Source organism: Proteus sp. PR00208 (assembly GCF_016238545.1).
Taxonomy (GTDB): Bacteria; Pseudomonadota; Gammaproteobacteria; order Enterobacterales; family Enterobacteriaceae; genus Proteus.
Genome location: NZ_JAEHQE010000004.1, coordinates 115,852 through 135,241, shown reverse-complemented (window position 1 = coordinate 135,241; position 19,390 = coordinate 115,852). Strand labels below are relative to the sequence as shown.

Annotated in this window: 16 protein-coding genes; 15 read left to right on the top strand and 1 reads right to left on the bottom strand. The window is 39.2% G+C overall.

Annotation, left to right across the window (positions count from 1 at the left end; translation table 11 throughout):
• Positions 1-1,585 precede the first annotated feature (1,585 nt).
• The 12 genes from hybO (at position 1,586) to yedF (ending at position 12,980) form a co-directional block, all read left to right on the top strand.
• Positions 1,586-2,710: a hydrogenase 2 small subunit gene (gene hybO, locus JEP36_RS05015; RefSeq protein ID WP_109371805.1), complete on the top strand. Its 1,125-nt coding sequence runs from the start codon at positions 1,586-1,588 to the stop codon at positions 2,708-2,710.
• Positions 2,707-3,720 carry a hydrogenase 2 operon protein HybA gene (gene hybA / locus JEP36_RS05010; protein ID WP_109371803.1) on the top strand — a complete coding sequence of 338 codons (1,014 nt, stop codon included), beginning with the start codon at positions 2,707-2,709 and terminating at the stop codon, positions 3,718-3,720. Before hybO ends, hybA begins: the two co-directional genes overlap by 4 nt.
• A complete protein-coding gene (gene hybB, locus JEP36_RS05005) occupies positions 3,707-4,888 on the top strand; it encodes a Ni/Fe-hydrogenase cytochrome b subunit (RefSeq protein ID WP_023580918.1) in 1,182 nt (393 codons plus the stop codon). The genes hybA and hybB overlap by 14 nt, the downstream gene beginning before the upstream one ends.
• Entirely contained in the window at positions 4,885-6,588 is a 1,704-nt protein-coding gene (hybC, locus tag JEP36_RS05000) for a hydrogenase 2 large subunit (RefSeq protein ID WP_064718974.1), read from the top strand. Before hybB ends, hybC begins: the two co-directional genes overlap by 4 nt.
• Positions 6,588-7,076, top strand: a complete 489-nt coding sequence (locus tag JEP36_RS04995; protein WP_023580916.1) for a HyaD/HybD family hydrogenase maturation endopeptidase — start codon at positions 6,588-6,590, stop codon at positions 7,074-7,076. Before hybC ends, JEP36_RS04995 begins: the two co-directional genes overlap by 1 nt.
• Positions 7,073-7,567, top strand: a complete 495-nt coding sequence (gene hybE / locus JEP36_RS04990) for a hydrogenase-2 assembly chaperone (RefSeq protein WP_198619324.1) — start codon at positions 7,073-7,075, stop codon at positions 7,565-7,567. The genes JEP36_RS04995 and hybE overlap by 4 nt, the downstream gene beginning before the upstream one ends.
• Positions 7,568-7,629: 62 nt before the next feature.
• On the top strand, positions 7,630-8,910 hold the full coding sequence (gene hypB / locus JEP36_RS04985; RefSeq protein WP_198629929.1) for a hydrogenase nickel incorporation protein HypB: 1,281 nt from the start codon (positions 7,630-7,632) through the stop codon (positions 8,908-8,910).
• Positions 8,901-9,167, top strand: a complete 267-nt coding sequence (hybG, locus tag JEP36_RS04980; protein ID WP_006535180.1) for a hydrogenase maturation factor HybG — start codon at positions 8,901-8,903, stop codon at positions 9,165-9,167. Before hypB ends, hybG begins: the two co-directional genes overlap by 10 nt.
• Positions 9,154-10,290, top strand: a complete 1,137-nt coding sequence (gene hypD / locus JEP36_RS04975; RefSeq protein WP_075674243.1) for a hydrogenase formation protein HypD — start codon at positions 9,154-9,156, stop codon at positions 10,288-10,290. The genes hybG and hypD overlap by 14 nt, the downstream gene beginning before the upstream one ends.
• Complete coding sequence (hypE, locus tag JEP36_RS04970) at positions 10,287-11,306, top strand: hydrogenase expression/formation protein HypE (protein WP_109371795.1); 1,020 nt, start codon at positions 10,287-10,289, stop codon at positions 11,304-11,306. Before hypD ends, hypE begins: the two co-directional genes overlap by 4 nt.
• Positions 11,307-11,514: 208 nt before the next feature.
• A complete protein-coding gene (yedE, locus tag JEP36_RS04965) occupies positions 11,515-12,741 on the top strand; it encodes a selenium metabolism membrane protein YedE/FdhT (RefSeq protein ID WP_198629928.1) in 1,227 nt (408 codons plus the stop codon).
• Positions 12,738-12,980 (top strand): sulfurtransferase-like selenium metabolism protein YedF, encoded by a 243-nt coding sequence (gene yedF / locus JEP36_RS04960; protein ID WP_069368619.1) that lies wholly within the window; start codon positions 12,738-12,740, stop codon positions 12,978-12,980. The genes yedE and yedF overlap by 4 nt, the downstream gene beginning before the upstream one ends.
• A 71-nt stretch (positions 12,981-13,051) precedes the next feature.
• Here yedF and rdgC read toward each other — a convergent pair whose 3' ends face one another.
• Positions 13,052-13,960 carry a recombination-associated protein RdgC gene (gene rdgC / locus JEP36_RS04955; RefSeq protein WP_198629927.1) on the bottom strand — a complete coding sequence of 303 codons (909 nt, stop codon included), beginning with the start codon at positions 13,958-13,960 and terminating at the stop codon, positions 13,052-13,054.
• A gap of 1,332 nt (positions 13,961-15,292) precedes the next feature.
• On the opposite strand from rdgC, the gene JEP36_RS04950 reads away from it, so the two are divergent.
• The 3 genes from JEP36_RS04950 to JEP36_RS04940 all read left to right on the top strand — a co-directional run bounded on the left by JEP36_RS04950 (position 15,293) and on the right by JEP36_RS04940 (position 19,382).
• Entirely contained in the window at positions 15,293-16,477 is a 1,185-nt protein-coding gene (locus JEP36_RS04950) for a porin (protein WP_232797549.1), read from the top strand.
• A gap of 86 nt (positions 16,478-16,563) precedes the next feature.
• Positions 16,564-18,519 (top strand): bifunctional 2',3'-cyclic-nucleotide 2'-phosphodiesterase/3'-nucleotidase, encoded by a 1,956-nt coding sequence (locus JEP36_RS04945; protein WP_109371787.1) that lies wholly within the window; start codon positions 16,564-16,566, stop codon positions 18,517-18,519.
• Between the two features lie 86 nt (positions 18,520-18,605).
• Positions 18,606-19,382 carry a ribonuclease T2 family protein gene (locus JEP36_RS04940; protein WP_069368615.1) on the top strand — a complete coding sequence of 259 codons (777 nt, stop codon included), beginning with the start codon at positions 18,606-18,608 and terminating at the stop codon, positions 19,380-19,382.
• The last annotated feature ends 8 nt before the right edge of the window (positions 19,383-19,390 follow it).

Genomic DNA, 19,390 nt, shown 5'->3' with positions numbered 1-19,390 from the left:
CATTATTTGAACTCCTATAACATTAATATTCATTAACTCTTCATTTTTTTTCATTTTTAGATTTGTTTAGCTCGACATTTTAAAGTTAAATATATCTATAACCTTGTGATTTATAATGTCTTTATGCAAATTTGATTTAAGTGTAAAAAAACTTGCGCAAAAAATCTTATTGGATATAATGCACTCACGTTACAAATTGAAATATTTTGTAACGTGTTATAACGCCTAATTTATTTATTATCTAAGTTATCCGTATTTGGGTACTTATTTTTTATTGCACCAGGTAGACCGTTGTTTTCAGTCATTCCAATTTCTGGTAAGTAGATTTTATTTACTTATTCAAACCACTACTTATCTTTGATAAGCAGTGAGTAAAATAAAACGTGAAAGGCAGAGAACTACACATAGCATTTTATTATTTTAATAAATTTAGAAGCCATAACATTTCGGTGTTATGGCTTTTTATTTTTATCAACTGGGGTTTTGCTTTTATCATTATTTTACCTGTCCTGTCTTTCTCATCACTTTAGAGGGCATACACCTCATTACCTGCTGATTTTCACAAGCACTTGTCGTACTCTGAATACTACAAACAGTTAACAAAGCATATTTCAATTTTTTAGATTTATGACCACTTCTTTTATCTATTCTCACAAAAAAAAGAAATCAGCTCTATTTAGGGATTATTTATCGATAAATTGTATTTTTTTTATCCACAAAAATAACAGGGATTTAACATGAAATTTTATTTACGTTAATTTCGTTATAAATTCGATATGTTATAAAATAACTTAATGAAACTATTGCTGCTGTGTACTAATTAGTAATTATTAATGATCTTATCTTTTTGATGATGTCCATATTGATATGTATTTAATTTTATAGCGATTTTATACTAAAGGAAATTCTTATTCCAAAAATGTATATACTTATAACTATATGAAAAACGATAAGAAAAACAGGTTAACTTTTGTCTATTAAATAAACGTAATTATGGTGATTAAAAATTAATAACGAAAGAAGATTAGCTAAATAGGTAATGAAAATAAGCTGAAATTAAATATATTAATGTAATCATTTCTTGTTTATGAAATGCAATTTTTAACATTACTTATGATGTAATATAAAGGTTGATATTATGAAAACAAGAGTCATCATTATAATTAAATAATATATTGAAACTTATTTTTAATAATTCTTATTGGAATATAGGAATAATGGATTATTAATTTTGTATTATTTTAAATATATTGTCTTATAATTTGAATGTTTTTTGTCTTTTTTGTATCTCATTGATTAATATTGATTTTAAAAATACCTTCATCTTATTTGTTGAGATAATGAGAATTATTTATATTTAAATTATCATTATTAAATAGAGTTTAAATAAATTTAAAATGACGAAATATATAAAAAATAGACATTAAACCTTATATTGCTGAAACGTTTTTACTCACATAAAAGCGTAATTTATTTTTTAATGAATTATCGCTTGATAATGATCAAGTCATTATTGTGTCGTAGTGTTAAAAAGGCGGTGTTTTAAAATTATTCCAATTAAAAATCATCATATCAGGAGAGATATATGGCCTTGGGGAATAATGTTTTTTCCCATCATGGTATTAACCGACGCGATTTTATGAAATTGTGTGCTGCGTTGTCAGCTACCATGGGATTAAGCGGCAAAGCTGCCGCAGAAATGTCAGATGCAATGGCATCATCTGAACGTCCACCCGTTATTTGGATTGGCGCTCAGGAGTGTACAGGGTGTACGGAGTCTTTATTACGTGCAACTCACCCGACTCTGGAAAACCTCGTTCTTGATGTTATCGCACTCGAATATCACGAAGTGCTTTCTTCGGCCTTTGGTGAACAGGCTGAAGAAAATAAACACAATGCGATGGAGAAATACAAAGGTAAGTACGTCCTCGTTGTTGACGGTTCAATCCCAGACAAAGATGGCGGTGTTTACTGTATGGTTGCAGGAAAACCAATTCTTGAGCATATCAAAGAAGCCGCTGAAGGGGCTGCTGCGATTATTGCTATTGGTTCATGTTCTGCATGGGGTGGTGTACCTGCTACTGGGGGTAACCCAACAGGCGCTAAATCACTGGAAGCAATTTTACCGGGTAAAACCGTTATCAATATTCCAGGGTGTCCACCAAACCCACATAACTTCTTAGCAACTGTTGCACATATTATTACTTTCAACAAATTGCCTAAGTTAGATAGCAAAAACAGACCGCTTTTTGCTTATGAGCGTTTAATTCACGAAAACTGTGAACGTCGCCCTCATTTTGATGCGGGTCGTTTTGCTAAAGAATTTGGTGATGAAGGTCATCGTCAAGGCTGGTGTTTATACCATTTAGGCTGTAAAGGCCCTGAAACCTATGGTAACTGCCCAACATTAGAATTCTGCGATGTCGGTGGTGGGATCTGGCCTGTCGGTATCGGTCACCCTTGCTATGGCTGTAACGAAGAAGGTATCGGCTTTACTAAAGGTATTTTCCAATTAGCGAACGTTTATCAGCCAACACCAAAAGCACAAGTACCTGATGTTAATGCAAAAGAAGGTGGTGGTGTCTCTTATGGTGCTGCTGGCTTACTGGGTGCTGTCGTGGGTGCAGTTGCGGGTGTCAGTGTGATGGCTGTGCGTCAATTAGGCCGTGACAAGAATGCCACAGGAGCCTCACAGGAGGATAAACGGTGAATAGGCGTCATTTCTTTAAGCTGGCATCAGGTGGGGTTCTCCTTGCGGGAATGGCACCCACTGCGAGTCATGCTGCGGCGCAGAACCGTCCCCCAATTCCTGGGTCTCTCGGTATGCTCTACGACTCTACACTGTGTGTAGGCTGTCAAGCATGTGTCACAAAATGTCAGGAAATTAATCACCCGGAGCCAATGGAGCGTGGTGATACTTACGCTAATGGTGATCCGATTTGGTCAAACAATGACAAATTAAGTCCTTACACAAATAACATTATTCAAATTTGGCGTGATGGTACTGGTGAAAATAAAGATCAACTGGAAAACGGTTATGCCTTTATTAAGAAACAATGTATGCATTGTGTTGATGCAAACTGCGTTTCTGTTTGTCCTGTTTCTGCGTTAACCAAAGATCCAAAAACCGGTATTGTCCATTATCACGCGGATATCTGTACAGGTTGTCGTTATTGTATGGTGGGATGCCCTTATAACATTCCAAAATACGATTATGATGATCCATTTGGTAAGCTCTATAAATGTGAGCTTTGTAACCAAAAAGGGGTTGAGCGCTTAGATAAAGGCTTATTACCAGGCTGTGTTGAAGTTTGTCCTACTGGCGCGGTTATTTTCGGTACACGCGAAGAGTTGTTGGAAGAAGCAAAACGTCGTTTAGCGAAAAAAGCGGGTGAAGAGTATCATTACCCACGTCAAACCATTAGTGGTGGCGATACTTATTTACATAAAATTCCTGAATATCAAGATCATATCTATGGTGAGTTTGAAGGTGGCGGTACGCAAGTCATGGTACTTTCTGCTGTTCCTTTCGAAAATTTAGGAATGCCAGAAGTGGCACCATTATCAACGGGTGCGCGTTCTGAACATATTCAACATACGCTTTACAAAGGCATGGTATTACCAATAGCAGCCCTTGCAGGGATCACCTATTTGGTTAACCGTAATAGTAAAAAACAAGAGCAGGAACACCACAAGGAGGATAACGATGTCGAGTCATGATCCTCGTCCACTTGGCGGTAAGTTATTTACTCTAGCAGTAAGAGTATTTTTACCGCTTGCTGTGCTCGGTTTTATTCTTATTGGTAAGCGTTTGGTATTAGGTCTGGGCGATGTCTCTGATCTGAATGGGGGATATCCTTGGGGTATTTGGATTGCCTTTGACTTATTGATAGGGACGGGCTTTGCATGTGGTGGTTGGGCACTTGCATGGGCTGTTTATGTCTTTAATAAAGGGGAATTTCACCCATTAGTGCGACCTGCATTGTTAGCGAGCTTGTTCGGCTATTCATTAGGTGGTTTATCTATCGCCATTGATATCGGTCGTTATTGGAACATGCCTCACTTCTTTATGCCGCAATACTTCAACGTTAACTCAGTGTTGTTTGAAACAGCGACCTGTATGACCATCTATATTATGGTGATGGCATTAGAATTCTTACCTGCGTTATTAGAACGTTTAGGTTGGAAAGTGTCGTTGAAACGCCTTAATAAAGCGATGTTCTTTATTATTGGTCTTGGTGCTTTACTGCCAACCATGCACCAATCTTCAATGGGATCATTAATGATTTCAGCGGGTTGGAAAGTACATCCACTGTGGCAATCTTATGAGATGTTACCGCTGTTTTCTCTGTTAACAGCCTTTCTCCTTGGTTTCACTATCGTTATTTTTGAAGGTTCGCTGTTAAAGGCAAGCCGCACCATGAACGATGATGAAACACCGCTATTTACCAAGTTAACCAAAGTGATTGAAGTATTACTGATTGCTTTCTTGGTCTGTCGCTGGGGCGAAATTATTTGGAACGGTAAACTGAGTTATATCGGAAATGGGGATATGTTCTCGTGGTTATTCATTGCTGAAAGTGCATTATTGTTACTTCCTCTTATTTTGATGCATTTAAATAATAACCGCCGTAGTCCAAAAATGTTGTTTGTCTGCGCTGTATTTATCTTAATTGGCGCAGCAATGTGGCGTATGAACTACTCTTTAGTTGCTTACAATCCAGGCAATGGTTACCACTATTTCCCAACAGCAAGTGAATTGCTGATTTCTATTGGTTTCGTTGCATTTGAAGTAACAGCTTACATTCTTATTATCCGTTTACTGCCGGTTTTACCTGCACAAACAGACTCAAATATACAATTAAAAAAGGCTGAGGTTAAATCATGAGCCAACGCATTACTATTGATCCTATTACCCGTATTGAAGGGCATTTACGCGTCGATTGTGAAATTGATAACGGAAAAGTTGTTAAGGCTTGGTCTTCCGGTACCATGTGGCGCGGAATGGAGGAGATCCTAAAAGGAAGCGATCCTCGTGATGCATGGATTATCGTGCAACGTATTTGTGGGGTTTGTACGACAGTTCACGCAATTGCCTCAGTACGTGCTGTTGAAGATGCCTTAGGTATGGATATTCCTGTCAATGCGCAGTATATCCGTAACATTATTTTGGCTTCGCATATTCTTCATGACCATATCGTCCACTTCTATCAGCTTTCTGCGATGGACTGGGTTGATATTACTTCAGCGTTACAAGCCGATCCTGAAAAAGCGTCAGCGATGCTAAAAGGTGTTTCTCAGTGGCAATTGAACTCTGCTGAAGAATTCAGAAAGGTTCAGAAGAAAATTCAAGGTCTGGTTGACAGCGGTCAGTTAGGTATTTTCGCTAATGGCTACTGGGGTCACTCAGCCATGAAATTACCACCAGAAGTTAACCTGATTGCTGTTGCTCACTATCTGCAAGCACTTGAATGTCAGCGTGATGCTAACCGTATCGTAGCGGTTCTGGGTGGTAAAACACCACACATTCAAAACTTGGCAGTAGGGGGGGTTGCTAACCCAATTAACCTTGATGCACCAAGTGTTCTTAACTTAGAACGTCTGATGTATGTGAAGCACTTTATCGATAATCTTGGCGATTTTATTGAACAAGTTTATAAAGTCGATACTGCGATTTTTGCTGCTTATTACCCAGAGTGGCTAAAAATTGGTAAAGGCGCGAACTACTATTTATCTGTACCTGAATTACCTATTAACGGTAATAACACTGAGTTTTTATTGTCTGGTGGTTATATGGAAGGCGTTGATTTCTCAACGTATCGTCCAATTAAAGACTGGAAAGATGAAAACCTGAAAGACGGTATCGAAGAAAGTGGTAAACACGCATGGTATGAAGATGATGAACCATTAAAACCGTGGGAAGGTTTGACTCGTCCTAAATATACAGGTTGGGATGAGAACGAAAAATACTCATGGGTTAAATCACCTACATTCTATGGCAAACCTGTCGAAGTGGGTACGTTAGCATGGTTAGTATGTGGTTTAGCAGGTAAGCATGAAGGAACTGTTAAACACTATAATGAAATCAATGGGATATACACTAAATTAACGGGTGAAACGCTGGTTAATGAGCAGTTAGAGTCAACTTGGGGACGCATTATTGGACGTACTGTTCATGCGTGTGTGTTACAAGATTCTCTAAACTTCTTGTGGCAATCACTGGTTGATAATATTGGTCGTGGCGATACTGCTGCCTTTATTAAACCAGAGTTTGAACCAGGTAAAGAGTACCGAGGTGTGGGTTTTGAAGAAGCCTCTCGCGGTATGTTATCTCACTGGATCGTGTTTAAAGACGGTAAAATCACTAACTATCAGGCGGTTGTTCCATCAACATGGAATGCGGGTCCTCGTAACTTTAATGATGAACCAGGTCCTTATGAGTTATCACTTGTTGGTACACCTGTTGCTGATCCGAAAAAACCATTAGAAGTGGTAAGAACGATCCACTCCTTTGACCCATGTATGGCGTGTGCTGTGCATATGGTTGATTTAACAGGTAAAGAACTAAGTAAGGTGAAGGTATTATAATGCGAACTCTCGTCTTAGGTATTGGTAATTTATTACTAAGCGATGAAGGCATTGGTGTTCGTATAGTAGAGGCGCTCGAAGAGCGCTTCTCTTTACCAGAGAACGTCGATGTTATTGATGGTGGCACATCAGGTATGGAAATTTTGCAAGATATCGCTGCAAGAGATCTCCTGATTGTTGCCGATGCGGTAAGAAGCAATCATGAACCTGGCAGTATTTTTGTGTTACATGATGATGATGTTCCCGCACTTTTTACGCAGAAGATCTCGCCTCATCAGTTAGGCTTATCTGATGTGCTTATGGCATTGCGTATGACAGATGAATTTCCACGCAAGCTTATTTTAGTGGGTATTGAACCTGCGTCATTAGAGCCAAGCATGTCACTGTCTGACATTGGTCAAAAATCAATGGAAATTGCGTTGGAACATGTCGTCAATATTTTGCGTGAATATGGTATTCCTGTCACACCCAAAGAGGTAACAGCATGAGTGAAATAAGCTGGGATATCGTAGGATACGATGAACCGCCTGTTGAGCAACTTGAAACGCGTTTTAGTGAAATTGCTGAAAAAGAGATGAAAGGGCTTCCTTTTTATCGAGAAGGTATTCCTGTAAAAGCAGGGGGCTTTACCTTATTTGAAAACCAGTGGATTGGGGCTGTTCTTACTCCTTGGATGCTAGAGCTTGTCGTTTTCCCAGGGCCTTCACAAGAATGGCCACATCGAAAAGTAGGCGATCGCATTGGGTTAGAATTGCCTTGTGGTCAGATTAAATTCGTTGTGGGTGAGCTTGCTGGTGATATGCAATATCTCGCGTGTTCATTAATGTCGCCACTTGATAGACACCTTTCAGGGGAACATGCTGTTGAGTTGGTGGAAAATAGTGTAAAAATGGCACTTTCTCTTCCTGTTCAGACACAATCCGTAGCAGAAGTTGATTTAAGTCGTCGTTCTCTCTTCCGTGGTCAGTTAAGATCATAGTGTAGAAATTTTACGCGACACAGAGTCACATTCTTCTTATTGAATAGTACAGGAGTCAGAATATGTGTAGCACTTGCGGTTGTGGCGAAGGCAATGTCAGAATTGAAGGCGTAGAGCCTCATTCACATGAGCACCACCATCATCACTCTCATGACCATGATCATCACGACCACGGTCATCATCATGATCACAGCCATCACGGGCATGATCATCATCATGATCACAGCCATCACGGGCATGATCATCATCATGAACACAATGCTACTCCAGCGAATACTGTTCATAAATATATTGATAAGTCTGAACAAAAGCATAAACATAACTACGAAACACATGGTCAGCCTATCATCGTTCATCACCACTATTACCATAACAGTGGTGATGTTCATCTCCATTTTCATAACGATGCACAGCTAAACGAAGCGCCTGTTTTCCATGAACATCATCATGGACATGACGATCATCATGAGCATGATCATTCACACAATCATGACCATGCTCACAGTCACGATCATTCTCATGATTATAACCATGAGCATTCACATCATCATTCTCACAGCCACGATCATGCACATGATCATGACCACGATCACGAACATGAGCACGAAGAGCAATTTAGCCCTGTGATTGAAAATCAGAATATGCATTATGGCCAAGGTGAAGCGGGAACACATGCTCCCGGTATTAGCCAAAAGCGTATGCTGAAAATTGAAATGGATGTGCTGGATAAAAATAACCGCATTGCTGTTCATAACCGTGAACATTTTGAACAACAAAATGTATTGGCATTAAACTTAGTTTCAAGCCCAGGCTCCGGTAAAACAACGCTATTAACACAAACATTAAAACAGTTAGCACAACGGATGCCTTGCGCGGTGATCGAAGGCGATCAGCAAACCACTAATGATGCGGATCGCATCCGTGAAACGGGTGTGCCAGCGATCCAAGTGAATACAGGAAAAGGTTGTCACCTTGATGCACAAATGGTGCATGATGCGACACATCAATTAGGTTTACAAGATAACAGCGTTCTCTTTATTGAAAACGTGGGTAACTTAGTTTGTCCTGCCAGTTTTGATCTGGGTGAAAAGCATAAAGTTGCGATTCTTTCTGTCACTGAAGGTGAAGATAAACCACTGAAATACCCGCATATGTTTGCTGCGGCTGATTTAATGATTATCAACAAAATTGATTTAGTGCCACATCTGAATATTGATGTTCAAGCCTGTATTGAATCCGCTCGCCGTGTTAACCCAAATATCGAAATCATTGCGTTATCAGCAACAACGGGTGAAGGCATGGAAGAGTGGTTAGCTTGGTTGGAGAGTCGTTTATGTGCTTAGGTGTTCCAGCTAAGATTGTTGAGGTGGGCGAAGACGTCCACCAACTCGCTTATGCCGAAGTCAGTGGCGTCAAACGTGCTGTTAATATTTCGATGGTATGTGAAGGCGAACCTAGTGAATTATTAGGCAAATGGGTACTTATTCATGTGGGATTTGCCATGAGTATTCTTGATGAGCAAGAAGCACAAGATACCCTTGATGCATTACAGCATGTCTATGGTGTGACCCTCGAAGAGGCTGATGATGCAGTACGTTGATGAATTTCGTGATCCCGAACTTGCGAAAGCCTTACTAGCCCAAATCCGTGAAACTATTTCACAATGGCCTCATCCTATTAAACGGCCATTACAAATTATGGAAGTGTGTGGTGGGCATACACATGCCATTTTTAAATTTGGTCTAGATCGCTTATTACCAGAAGAAATTGAATTTGTTCATGGACCGGGTTGTCCTGTTTGTGTATTACCGATGGGGCGAATTGATGCTTGTTTAGAAATTGCAGCCCGTCCTGATGTCATATTCTGTACTTTTGGTGATGCAATGCGAGTACCGGGACGTAATGGCTCAATGCTGGATGCGCGTCGTCGTGGCAGTGATATTCGTATTGTCTACTCACCGCTCGACTCCCTCAAAATTGCACAAGATAACCCAGATAAACAAGTCGTCTTTTTTGGTTTAGGTTTTGAAACTACGATGCCAAGTACTGCAATGACGCTACAACAAGCGAAATTGCGTGGACTCAAAAATTTCTCTCTGTTTTGTCAGCATATTACTATCGTGCCTACTTTACGTTGTCTACTAGAACAAGATGATGTTCGCATTGACGGCTTTATTGCTCCAGGGCATGTGAGTATGGTGATTGGCTGTACGCCATATCAACCGCTATGTGACGAATTTGAAAAGCCTTTTGTCGTGACAGGATTTGAACCATTAGACTTATTACAAGCTATACTGATGGTCATTAAACAACTTAAAGCAAAAGCAGAAAATACAGATTATGTTTTAAGTATTGAAAACCAATATAGTCGCATTGTACCGAATGAAGGTAATAAGTTGGCTCAAAAAGCACTTAGCGAAGTATTTATGTTAAAAGAAACCAGTGAATGGCGTGGATTGGGTGAAATCCCAATGTCAGGTATTCAATTAACACCTGCTTATTCTGAGTTTGATGCTGAATTACGTTTTACTCCCGCCCCGCAGAAAGTGGCTGATAATCCGCAATCTCGCTGTGGCGATGTATTAACAGGACGATGCAAACCTTCCGATTGCCCACTCTTTGGTAAAAGTTGTACACCAGAAACGGCATTGGGTGCCTTGATGGTATCATCTGAAGGTGCATGTGCGGCTTATTATCAGTATCGCCGTGAAGGTAATATATGAAACAACCTGATGAAATCACCTTAGCCCAAGGAAACGGCGGGCAAGGTATGCAGCAACTTATCGAAGGACTATTTTTAAAAGCGTTCGATAATCCATTATTAAATGAAAAAGAAGATCAAGCGCGGATCGCCTTAAATGAGTTAACCACACTGGGCGATCGTCTTGCTTTTAGTACAGATAGCTATGTCATCGATCCCATTATTTTCCCTGGTGGAAACATTGGTAAATTATCGGTCTGCGGGACGGCTAACGATCTTTCTGTTGGTGGTGCAGTTCCTCGTTACCTTTCATGTGGTTTTATTTTGGAAGAAGGACTTCCTTTTGAAACCCTAGAAACCCTTGTGATGGCAATGGCAAAAGCCGCGCAACAAGCGGGCATTCAAATTGTTACGGGTGATACGAAAGTGGTTCCTCGTGGTGCTGCGGATAAGATTTTTATTAACACCGCGGGTATTGGTGTGATCCCAACCAAAATTCATTGGGCTGCATCAAACATTAAAGCAGGCGATAAGATCTTAGTGAGTGGCACTATTGGCGATCATGGTGCAACAATCCTGAATCTTCGTGAAAATTTAGGGCTTGAAGCGGATCTGCAAAGTGACTGCGCGGTTCTTGAGCCAATGATTGCCCCTTTACGCCAAATCGAAGGAATTAAAGCATTACGTGATGCAACTCGAGGCGGTGTGACAGCGATTTTGCATGAGTTTGCTCAAGCCAGCGGTTGTGGCATGAACGTGCATGAAAGCAAATTACCTATGAAACAATCTGTTCGTGGTGTATGCGAATTATTAGGACTTGAAGCGCTTAATTTCGCTAACGAAGGAAAAATTGTTTTAGTGGTTTCACCTGAAGCGGAAGCACAAGTACTTGAAGCACTGCATCAACATGCTTTAGGCAAAGACGCTTGCACGATTGGCGAAGTCACAACGGATAATTATATTCGTTTAACAGGCATTTTCGGTACTAGTCGTATCCTCGACCTACCTTATAACGAGCCTTTACCTCGTATCTGCTAAACACTTATTCCCCACTTATAAATGGAAATGTTCACTGAATTTATAAGTGGGATAAGTTACCCACTTGTTACAAAAAATTGTTATAACGCAAATTTCTCTCATTTATCTGAATACTGACTCTTTGATAAAAAAATTATTGGAGTAACATGTTCGCCTCATCCTACTGCGTGGAGAGTGTCTCTCGTAGAGGTTAGTTCTAGGAAAAAACATGTCTTGGTCAGAATTTAAATCTCAATACCTGATCCGTTTTTGGAAGCCTCTTCCAGCAGTTATCGCGGCAGGTATCTTATCAACTTATTACTTTGGTTTAACCGGCACTTTCTGGGCTGTCACTGGTGAGTTTACCCGCTGGGGTGGTCACGTTATGCAATGGTTCGGTGCTCATCCTGAAGAATGGGGTTATTTTAAAATCATCGGTCTTGAAGGTACGCCATTAACGCGTATTGATGGCGTGATGATTATCGGGATGTTTGGAGGTTGCATTATGGCGGCTCTTTGGGCCAATAACGTCAAACTTCGTCATCCTCAACATAAAATTCGTATTCTTCAAGCTGTTCTAGGTGGGATCATCGCAGGTTTTGGTGCTCGTTTAGCAATGGGTTGTAACCTTGCTGCCTTCTTTACGGGTATTCCTCAGTTCTCTTTACATGCTTGGTTCTTTGCGGTTGCAACGGCAGTCGGTTCCTACTTCGGTGCTAAGCTGTCATTGATGCCACTGTTCCGTATTCCAGTAAAACTGCAAAAAGTCAGCCAAGCGTCACCTATCACTCAAGATAAACAACGTGCGAAACGTCGCTTTAGATTGGGAATGGTTATCTTTTTTGCCATGATTGCGTGGTCTTTAATTATTCTCTTTGATTCACCAAAACTGGGTTTCGCCATGCTAGGCGGTATTGGTTTTGGTATTTTAATTGAACGTGCACAAATCTGTTTTACTTCTGCTTTCCGTGACTTATGGATAACAGGCAGAACCCATATGGCAAAAGCGATTATCATCGGTATGGCGGTGAGTGCCATTGGGATCTTTAGCTATGTCCAATTAGGTGCATCACCTAAAATTATGTGGGCGGGTCCTAATGCCGTAGTTGGCGGCTTACTCTTCGGTTTCGGTATTGTGCTTGCTGGTGGGTGTGAAACTGGCTGGATGTATCGCGCTGTTGAAGGTCAAATTCACTTTTGGTGGGTTGGATTAGGCAATGTGATTGGTTCGACGTTACTCGCTTATTATTGGGATGATTTTTCAGCCATCTTAGCGACTGACTACGACAAAATTAATTTACTTGATACTTTTGGGCCTGTAGGCGGATTAGGCGTGACATATCTGATGTTGGGTCTGTCATTTGTGTTGCTACTTTGGTGGGAGAAACATTTCTTTCGTAAAAAAGCACAACAAGCACACTCTATTTCAACCCAGATTAATAAGGAAATCGCATGAGCCAGAAAGATACCATTGTTCCTGATTATCGTCTAGATATGGTCGGTGAACCTTGTCCTTACCCTGCGGTGGCAACGCTTGAAGCTATGCCATCACTGAAAAAAGGCGAGATTTTAGAAGTGGTCAGTGATTGCCCTCAATCAATCAACAATATTCCACTTGATGCGAAAAACTACGGTTATACCGTGTTAGATATTCAACAAGATGGTCCAACTATTCGTTATTTAATTCAAAAATAATCTTTATTTTTCATTAAATAAAAAACAGCCTATACATAGAGAATGATAGGCTGTTTTCTTGAATAATATTATTACTCTGCTTCGCCGCCTAGGACTTCGGTGACTCGTTCAATTAAAGCGCTGAGTTCACCGGTCATTAAAATAAAGTCGGCATCAAAACGTTGGGCAAAATCGGCTTTATCAATATCATCATTTTGCTCACGTAAAGTTTCACTGAATTTAATGCGTTTGATAGAACCATCATCACAAAGCATAAATTGCAGGCGATCTTCCCAATCTACAGAGAGTTTGGTGACAAATTTACCCGCTTCAATATGCGTCGCAATTTCATCAGAGACTAATTCCTGTTTCTTACAACGAATAACGCCACCTTCATCTAAGACCGCTTTTAGTTCTGCTTCATCCATCAAGGTAAAGCCAGCTGGGAGTTCTCCAGAGCGTACCCACTCTGTCATTTTTAATTCAACGGATTCATTGAAGTTCAAAGGAACAACAGGTAATGAACCTAAGGTCTTACGCAGCAAGGCTAAGTTATCTTCAGCGCGTTTTGCACTGCCCGAATCAACAATAACGAGTTGTTTTTCTAAATCGAGCCAAATAAATGTTTGTGAGAATTTACTAAAAGCACGAGGAAGCAGAGTGTGCACCACTTCATCTTTTAAGGTGGCTTTCTCTGTTTTTTTCAGTTTACGTCCTTGCTCACCTTCAAGTTTTTCAACTTTGTCTTGCAGTGCTTGTTTAATAACTGTCGCAGGTAAAATTTTGTCTTCTTTCCGTGCACATATCATGACTTGTTTGCCAGCAACATGGATAAGCGCTTCACCGCGATCACCCATCGGCGAAACCCAACCTGTCCGAGTCATATCTTGGCTACTACAAGGTGTGAATGCCAATGAGGCAAGCTGTTGTTCTAACTCATCCATTGACAGTGCTATCCCTTTATTTAAGCGATAGACTAAAATATTTTTAAACCACAGCATCTGACATTCCCCTTAATCATTATTTACCACAATATGATACTGAATGTTTAGGGTATCTAAAAGGTAATATCCCTTAAAAGAAAATCTATACCGTGTTATTTAATAAAAAGATAAAAAAAGCTGAAACGAATAATTAGTAAATCTACTCTATGATAATGAGTTTTATTCTTATCTGAATTAGATTGATTAAGAATATTAATAATGAAATAGCATGATTTTTAGTACAAACCATTATGTGACAATAATCACAAGATTTTATTTTTACACTCTTTTTTGTTTACAAACTGAAATCACTTTCAGATTTATCTCTGCATTAATTTACAAAACAAAAATATTCTTGACGCTCTTGTGTGATTATTATCACAAAATAAGGAAAATGTATGAGGAGATTTTTCACAATCAACAAAGTGATTAAGATCACAAATATTGATATTTTTTTTTCAAATATCGTTAAAAGAGCACGATTGGGCTTTTTATATTAACCAGTGTTATAGTTTAGATTTTGTAATGTTTCATTGGGTTTTGTTGTTACTTGTACGTATTGATTAGATATTGTAATTGAATAGCATTCTTGTGCTTCTCTTTTGAATATTTACAGATAATTATTCTTTTTATGATGGGATGTTACTCGTTACCACTAGTTAAATTGTATTTAAATTCGACTTTGCCTTTATTTAAATAAGAAATAAATATAAAGATAAAAAATTATTAATTAGGAATAACAATATTTAAATCTTTAGTGTTATTTATTTAGTGGTTAAAATTAATACTTCCTTTTAAATATATTAAATAGGGGGATAAATTTTTTATTAGCAAAAAAAAGAGTCTTATAAAGAAATGAAATATAAAAGAAAAATCTAAAAGTGCTATTTTTAAAAAGTTGATTAAGTTCAAAAAACACGTATCTTTACCTTTAATTGTGATACCTATCACTTGAGTATGTAACCATGAAAATACACATTGGTGTAATTGTGGACTGTATCACGAAAGTTGGGCTTTTTTTTGAGTAACATGCCATCGAAAACTCAACGACCTATTTCTTTTCCTGACAGAAATAAAAGCAATGCCCTTATTTAAATATAATGAGGATATTATTTTTGTGTCTTATTGGTGATTACGTCTGTGTCAAGGAAATTAAAGCCTTTAAGAAAATTTTGTAGAGTCATAATTAGTAGCTATAAAAATTATCAATTGTGAGAGCGATTTTCTTTTTCGAAATTCGTGGCAGAGATCTTTTGCCTGAATCTCAGGTCAACTATATACGGCGGTATTATTTTTGACCTTAAAGAAAGTCATAAAACTATAGAAAATAGATAGATGGGTATTTTAATCATGAAAAGCTTGAAGCCTCTAGCAGCACTGGTTGGTTTGTTGGTTCTTTCTGGATCGGCAAACGCGGTAAACGTGTATAACGATAAAGGTACACGTTTTGATGTAAATGGTCAGTTCCGTTTAAAAACACAAGTGACCAGCCAAAATCACGAAATGAAAATGACGGATGATGGTAGCCGTATCGGTTTCTTTGGTTCACACGAACTGACTAACGATATCAAAGTCTTTGGTAAATTAGAGTGGGGTTCAGACACTCAAAAAACAAACAGTGACAACCCTAAATCAAACTTTGAAATGTACAACCGTGTGGGTTATGTCGGTTTCTCTCATCGTGATTATGGTCAAATCCAGTTTGGTCGTACTTATATTCCAATCGACTGGGTGAAAAAATCAAGCTACGGCTATGGTAACACGGGTGTGTTCTACTTTAGTGATGTATTAGGTCGTGCCGTAGGTTATAGCAATGGTTATGCTGATGGTAAAGGTGTTGGTAAAAACAACTTTATGACCCGTTTACCACAAACTATCTTTATTGAAACTAACCGTTATGAAGGCTTTAAATTAGCCGGTACTGTAACAGGTAAAACAGGTGATGATAATACTCGTACCACTGGTGATATTACTCGTGCATATTCAGTAGTGGGTTTCTATAAATCAACTTTCGGTTTAGAGCTTGATGGTGGTTACTCTGCCGCTAAAGGTGAAGCGACTCATAGTAGTAAGAGTACAGTTCAAGGGAAAACTCCTGAAAACAGTATCTTAGCATTTGGTGCCGAATACTTCTTCCCAGGTCGTGAATTTTCTATCGGTTTAGACTATGGTCAATCTCGTGGTAAAAATTCAGGTTTAACTTTAGCAAGTAATGCAGTTTCAAAAGATTATAAATGGAACTCTGTTAAAGGTGACTGGAAAGCAGATTTATATGGTGTTGGTGTGAAATGGCACTGGGATCGTATTGAAAGTGGTATGTATGCGGGTTACTACCTGCGTGATGGTGATGCCAACACTTTCAACTACAAAAAAGAAACCTATACTGTGGGTGTAGATAAACGTTTTGCGGTATCTAAATACAACAACTTACGTTTATTTGCTGAAATGGCATATGATGATGCACGCAGTGACAACGAAGCATATAAAGACACTAAACAATATATCTTCGAAACGGGTATGCGTCTGTACTTCTAGTCCTGACAAAAGCATTACCGTTTGATAGAAGTAACCAAAGGAGAGCGATTTCGCTCTCCTGTTAACCAATATATAAGGGGTGTGTAATGGTTAAGAATGTGTTGAAAATTTCAACATTAGCAATGTTTGTCGCATTCAACGTGAATGCTGCGACAGTCGATCTTCGTATTATGGAGACGTCTGATGTTCACAGTAACTTAATCGACTTTGACTACTTCAAAGACAAACCAACAGAACAGTTTGGTTATGTCCGTACTGCTAATTTAATTAAAGCAGCAAAAGCTGAAGCAACCAATGCGATTTTAGTTGATAACGGCGACTTGATCCAAGGTAGCCCGCTGGCTGACTATCAAGCAGCTAAAGGCTTAGAAAAAGGCGAATCTCATCCAGCTCACCAGCTGATGAACACCATGGGTTACACAGTAGGTAACTTTGGTAACCATGAATTTAACTATGGTTTAGATTACCTGAAAAAAGCCATTGCCGGTGCTAAATTCCCTTACATCAACGCCAACGTGATGGATGCGAAAACAGGCAAAAACTATTTCACACCTTATATCATTGTTGATACACCAGTAAAAGATCGTGATGGTAAAGAACACACTATCAAGATTGGTTATATCGGCTTCGTTCCACCACAGATCTTAATCTGGGATAAAGCCAATCTGGATGGTAAGGTCGTTGTAAACGATATTACAGAAACAGCGAAAAAATTCGTCCCTCAAATGAAAAAAGAGGGTGCTGACCTGATTGTGGCTATTCCTCACTCTGGTTTTGCGTCAGAGCCGTACAAAGCAATGGCTGAAAACTCTGTTTATTATTTAAGCGAAGTTGAAGGCATCAATGCAATCATGTTTGGTCACGCTCATGGCGTATTCCCAAGCAAAGAATTTGAAGGCATTAAAGGTGTTGATGTTGCTAAAGGTACTGTAAATGGCGTTCCTGCTGTTATGCCTGGCCAATGGGGTGATCACTTAGGTGTCGTTGATATGGTTATCAACAACGACAGCGGTAAATGGGTGATGACACAAGCAACAGGTGAAGCGCGTCCTATCTTTGATAAAGCAAACAAAAAAGCATTAGTTGAACGTGATGCTGAATTAGCGCAAATCATCGAAAAAGCACACCAAGGTACTCGTGATTTTGTAGGTAAACACATTGGTAAAGCTTCTGCCAACATGTACAGCTTCTTAGCATTAGTACAAAGCGATCCAACTGTACAAATCGTGAATGATGCACAAGTTGATTACACCAAACACTTTATTCAAGGTGATCCGAACTTAGACGGTTTACCAGTATTAGGTGCAGCTGCACCATTTAAAGCGGGTGGTCGTAAAAACGCACCAGCAGACTTCGTAGAAGTTGAAAAAGGTGACTTAACATTCCGTAACGCTGCAGACTTATATCTGTATCCAAACACATTAGTGGTCGTTAAAGCGACCGGTGCTGATGTTGTTGAGTGGTTAGAATGTTCTGCGGGTATGTGGAACCAAGTTGATCCAAATTCAACTAAACCACAAGAACTAATCAACTGGGATGGTTTCCGTACTTATAACTTCGATACCATTAGTGGTGTGAACTATAAAGTTGACCTAACTCAACCAGCTAAATATGACGTTGATTGCCAAGTCGTTAATAAAGATGCGAATCGTATCAAAGACGTGACTTATGAAGGCAAGCCAATCGATCCTAAAGCAACATTCCTGATCGCAACAAATAACTACCGTGGATACGGTGGTAAGTTTGCAGGTACTGGTGAAGCAAATATTGCGTTCGCATCTCCAGATGAAAACCGTGCAATCTTAGCGTCTTACATTGCTAAACAAACGAAAGAAAAAGGCGAAGTTGCAACTAAAGCTGCTAACAACTGGTCATTCTTACCTATTAAGACTGACAAAGCGTTAGATGTACGTTTTGAAACGTCACCAAGTGAGAAAGCGGCTGCATTTATTAAAGATTTCTCTCAATATCCAATGACCTTTGTGGAAAATGATGAAATCGGTTTTGCAATTTACAAAATTGATTTAACAGAGAAGAAATAAGCCATTAAAGCCTGTCCATTCTGGGCAGGCTTCTCTTACCTTTTTGAACCAAAAGAGTAAAACTTATTGCTCTTTAAGGGGATTTTATGCGCTTTATGAAGCTATTACCTGCTGCTTTTGCTTTAGTGTTAGCAGGATGTGCAACGCAAGCACCTGAAATTACAGAACCATTAAAACCTCAAGCTAAATTAGTTGAAGGCGTATCTTGTATTTTACCTGATGCACCAACAGCACCTTACGACTACATTGCTTCTAATGATCGCTATGGTCAAAACAGTACAGCATCAACAGATTACTTTAAGTTAGCGATTAACTACTCACCCGCTTTTTGTGATTATAAAAGTAATAACATTAAGCGGTTAAATAACGACAATGAAAAAGATCGTGCAAAACGTGAGTATGATAAATTTGAAATCCAATGCTTCTCAGATAATAAATTTGGTTGGATTGTTCATGGGCTGTGGGCTGAAACCTGTGATGGTAAATCATGGGAAGAGTGCCGTGATTGGAAAGACATACGCAAGCATCCTCGTTTATGTAAAGGCGATTTACCACCTTTAGAATACTCTGCTATCAAACCTTATCTGTGTGATTCTCCGGGTATCGACTTACTACAAGGTGAGTGGGAAAAACACGGTGTATGTGCGTTTGATACACCAGATGCATTCTTTGGTAAACAAAAAGAGTTGTATGAAGCGTTAGTATTACCAGAAGGCCGTCCTTCAAACAGTGCATTGATTAAGTTCTTAAAAGAACACAATCCATCATTGAAGGATAAGGAAATTCAAATTAATCGAGATGAATTCTATATCTGTTATAGCAAAGATTTCGAAGTCATTGATTGTCCGAAACGTGAATTTTGATCTTAGGG

Coding starts and splice junctions, on each gene's coding strand:
- hybO (WP_109371805.1), top strand. CDS start 1,586: ATGGCCTTGGGGAATAATGTTTTTTCCCATCATGGTATTAACCGACGC.
- hybB (WP_023580918.1), top strand. CDS start 3,707: ATGTCGAGTCATGATCCTCGTCCACTTGGCGGTAAGTTATTTACTCTA.
- hybC (WP_064718974.1), top strand. CDS start 4,885: ATGAGCCAACGCATTACTATTGATCCTATTACCCGTATTGAAGGGCAT.
- JEP36_RS04995 (WP_023580916.1), top strand. CDS start 6,588: ATGCGAACTCTCGTCTTAGGTATTGGTAATTTATTACTAAGCGATGAA.
- hybE (WP_198619324.1), top strand. CDS start 7,073: ATGAGTGAAATAAGCTGGGATATCGTAGGATACGATGAACCGCCTGTT.
- hypB (WP_198629929.1), top strand. CDS start 7,630: ATGTGTAGCACTTGCGGTTGTGGCGAAGGCAATGTCAGAATTGAAGGC.
- hybG (WP_006535180.1), top strand. CDS start 8,901: ATGTGCTTAGGTGTTCCAGCTAAGATTGTTGAGGTGGGCGAAGACGTC.
- hypD (WP_075674243.1), top strand. CDS start 9,154: ATGCAGTACGTTGATGAATTTCGTGATCCCGAACTTGCGAAAGCCTTA.
- hypE (WP_109371795.1), top strand. CDS start 10,287: ATGAAACAACCTGATGAAATCACCTTAGCCCAAGGAAACGGCGGGCAA.
- yedE (WP_198629928.1), top strand. CDS start 11,515: ATGTCTTGGTCAGAATTTAAATCTCAATACCTGATCCGTTTTTGGAAG.
- yedF (WP_069368619.1), top strand. CDS start 12,738: ATGAGCCAGAAAGATACCATTGTTCCTGATTATCGTCTAGATATGGTC.
- rdgC (WP_198629927.1), bottom strand. CDS start 13,960: ATGCTGTGGTTTAAAAATATTTTAGTCTATCGCTTAAATAAAGGGATA.
- JEP36_RS04950 (WP_232797549.1), top strand. CDS start 15,293: ATGAAAAGCTTGAAGCCTCTAGCAGCACTGGTTGGTTTGTTGGTTCTT.
- JEP36_RS04945 (WP_109371787.1), top strand. CDS start 16,564: ATGGTTAAGAATGTGTTGAAAATTTCAACATTAGCAATGTTTGTCGCA.
- JEP36_RS04940 (WP_069368615.1), top strand. CDS start 18,606: ATGCGCTTTATGAAGCTATTACCTGCTGCTTTTGCTTTAGTGTTAGCA.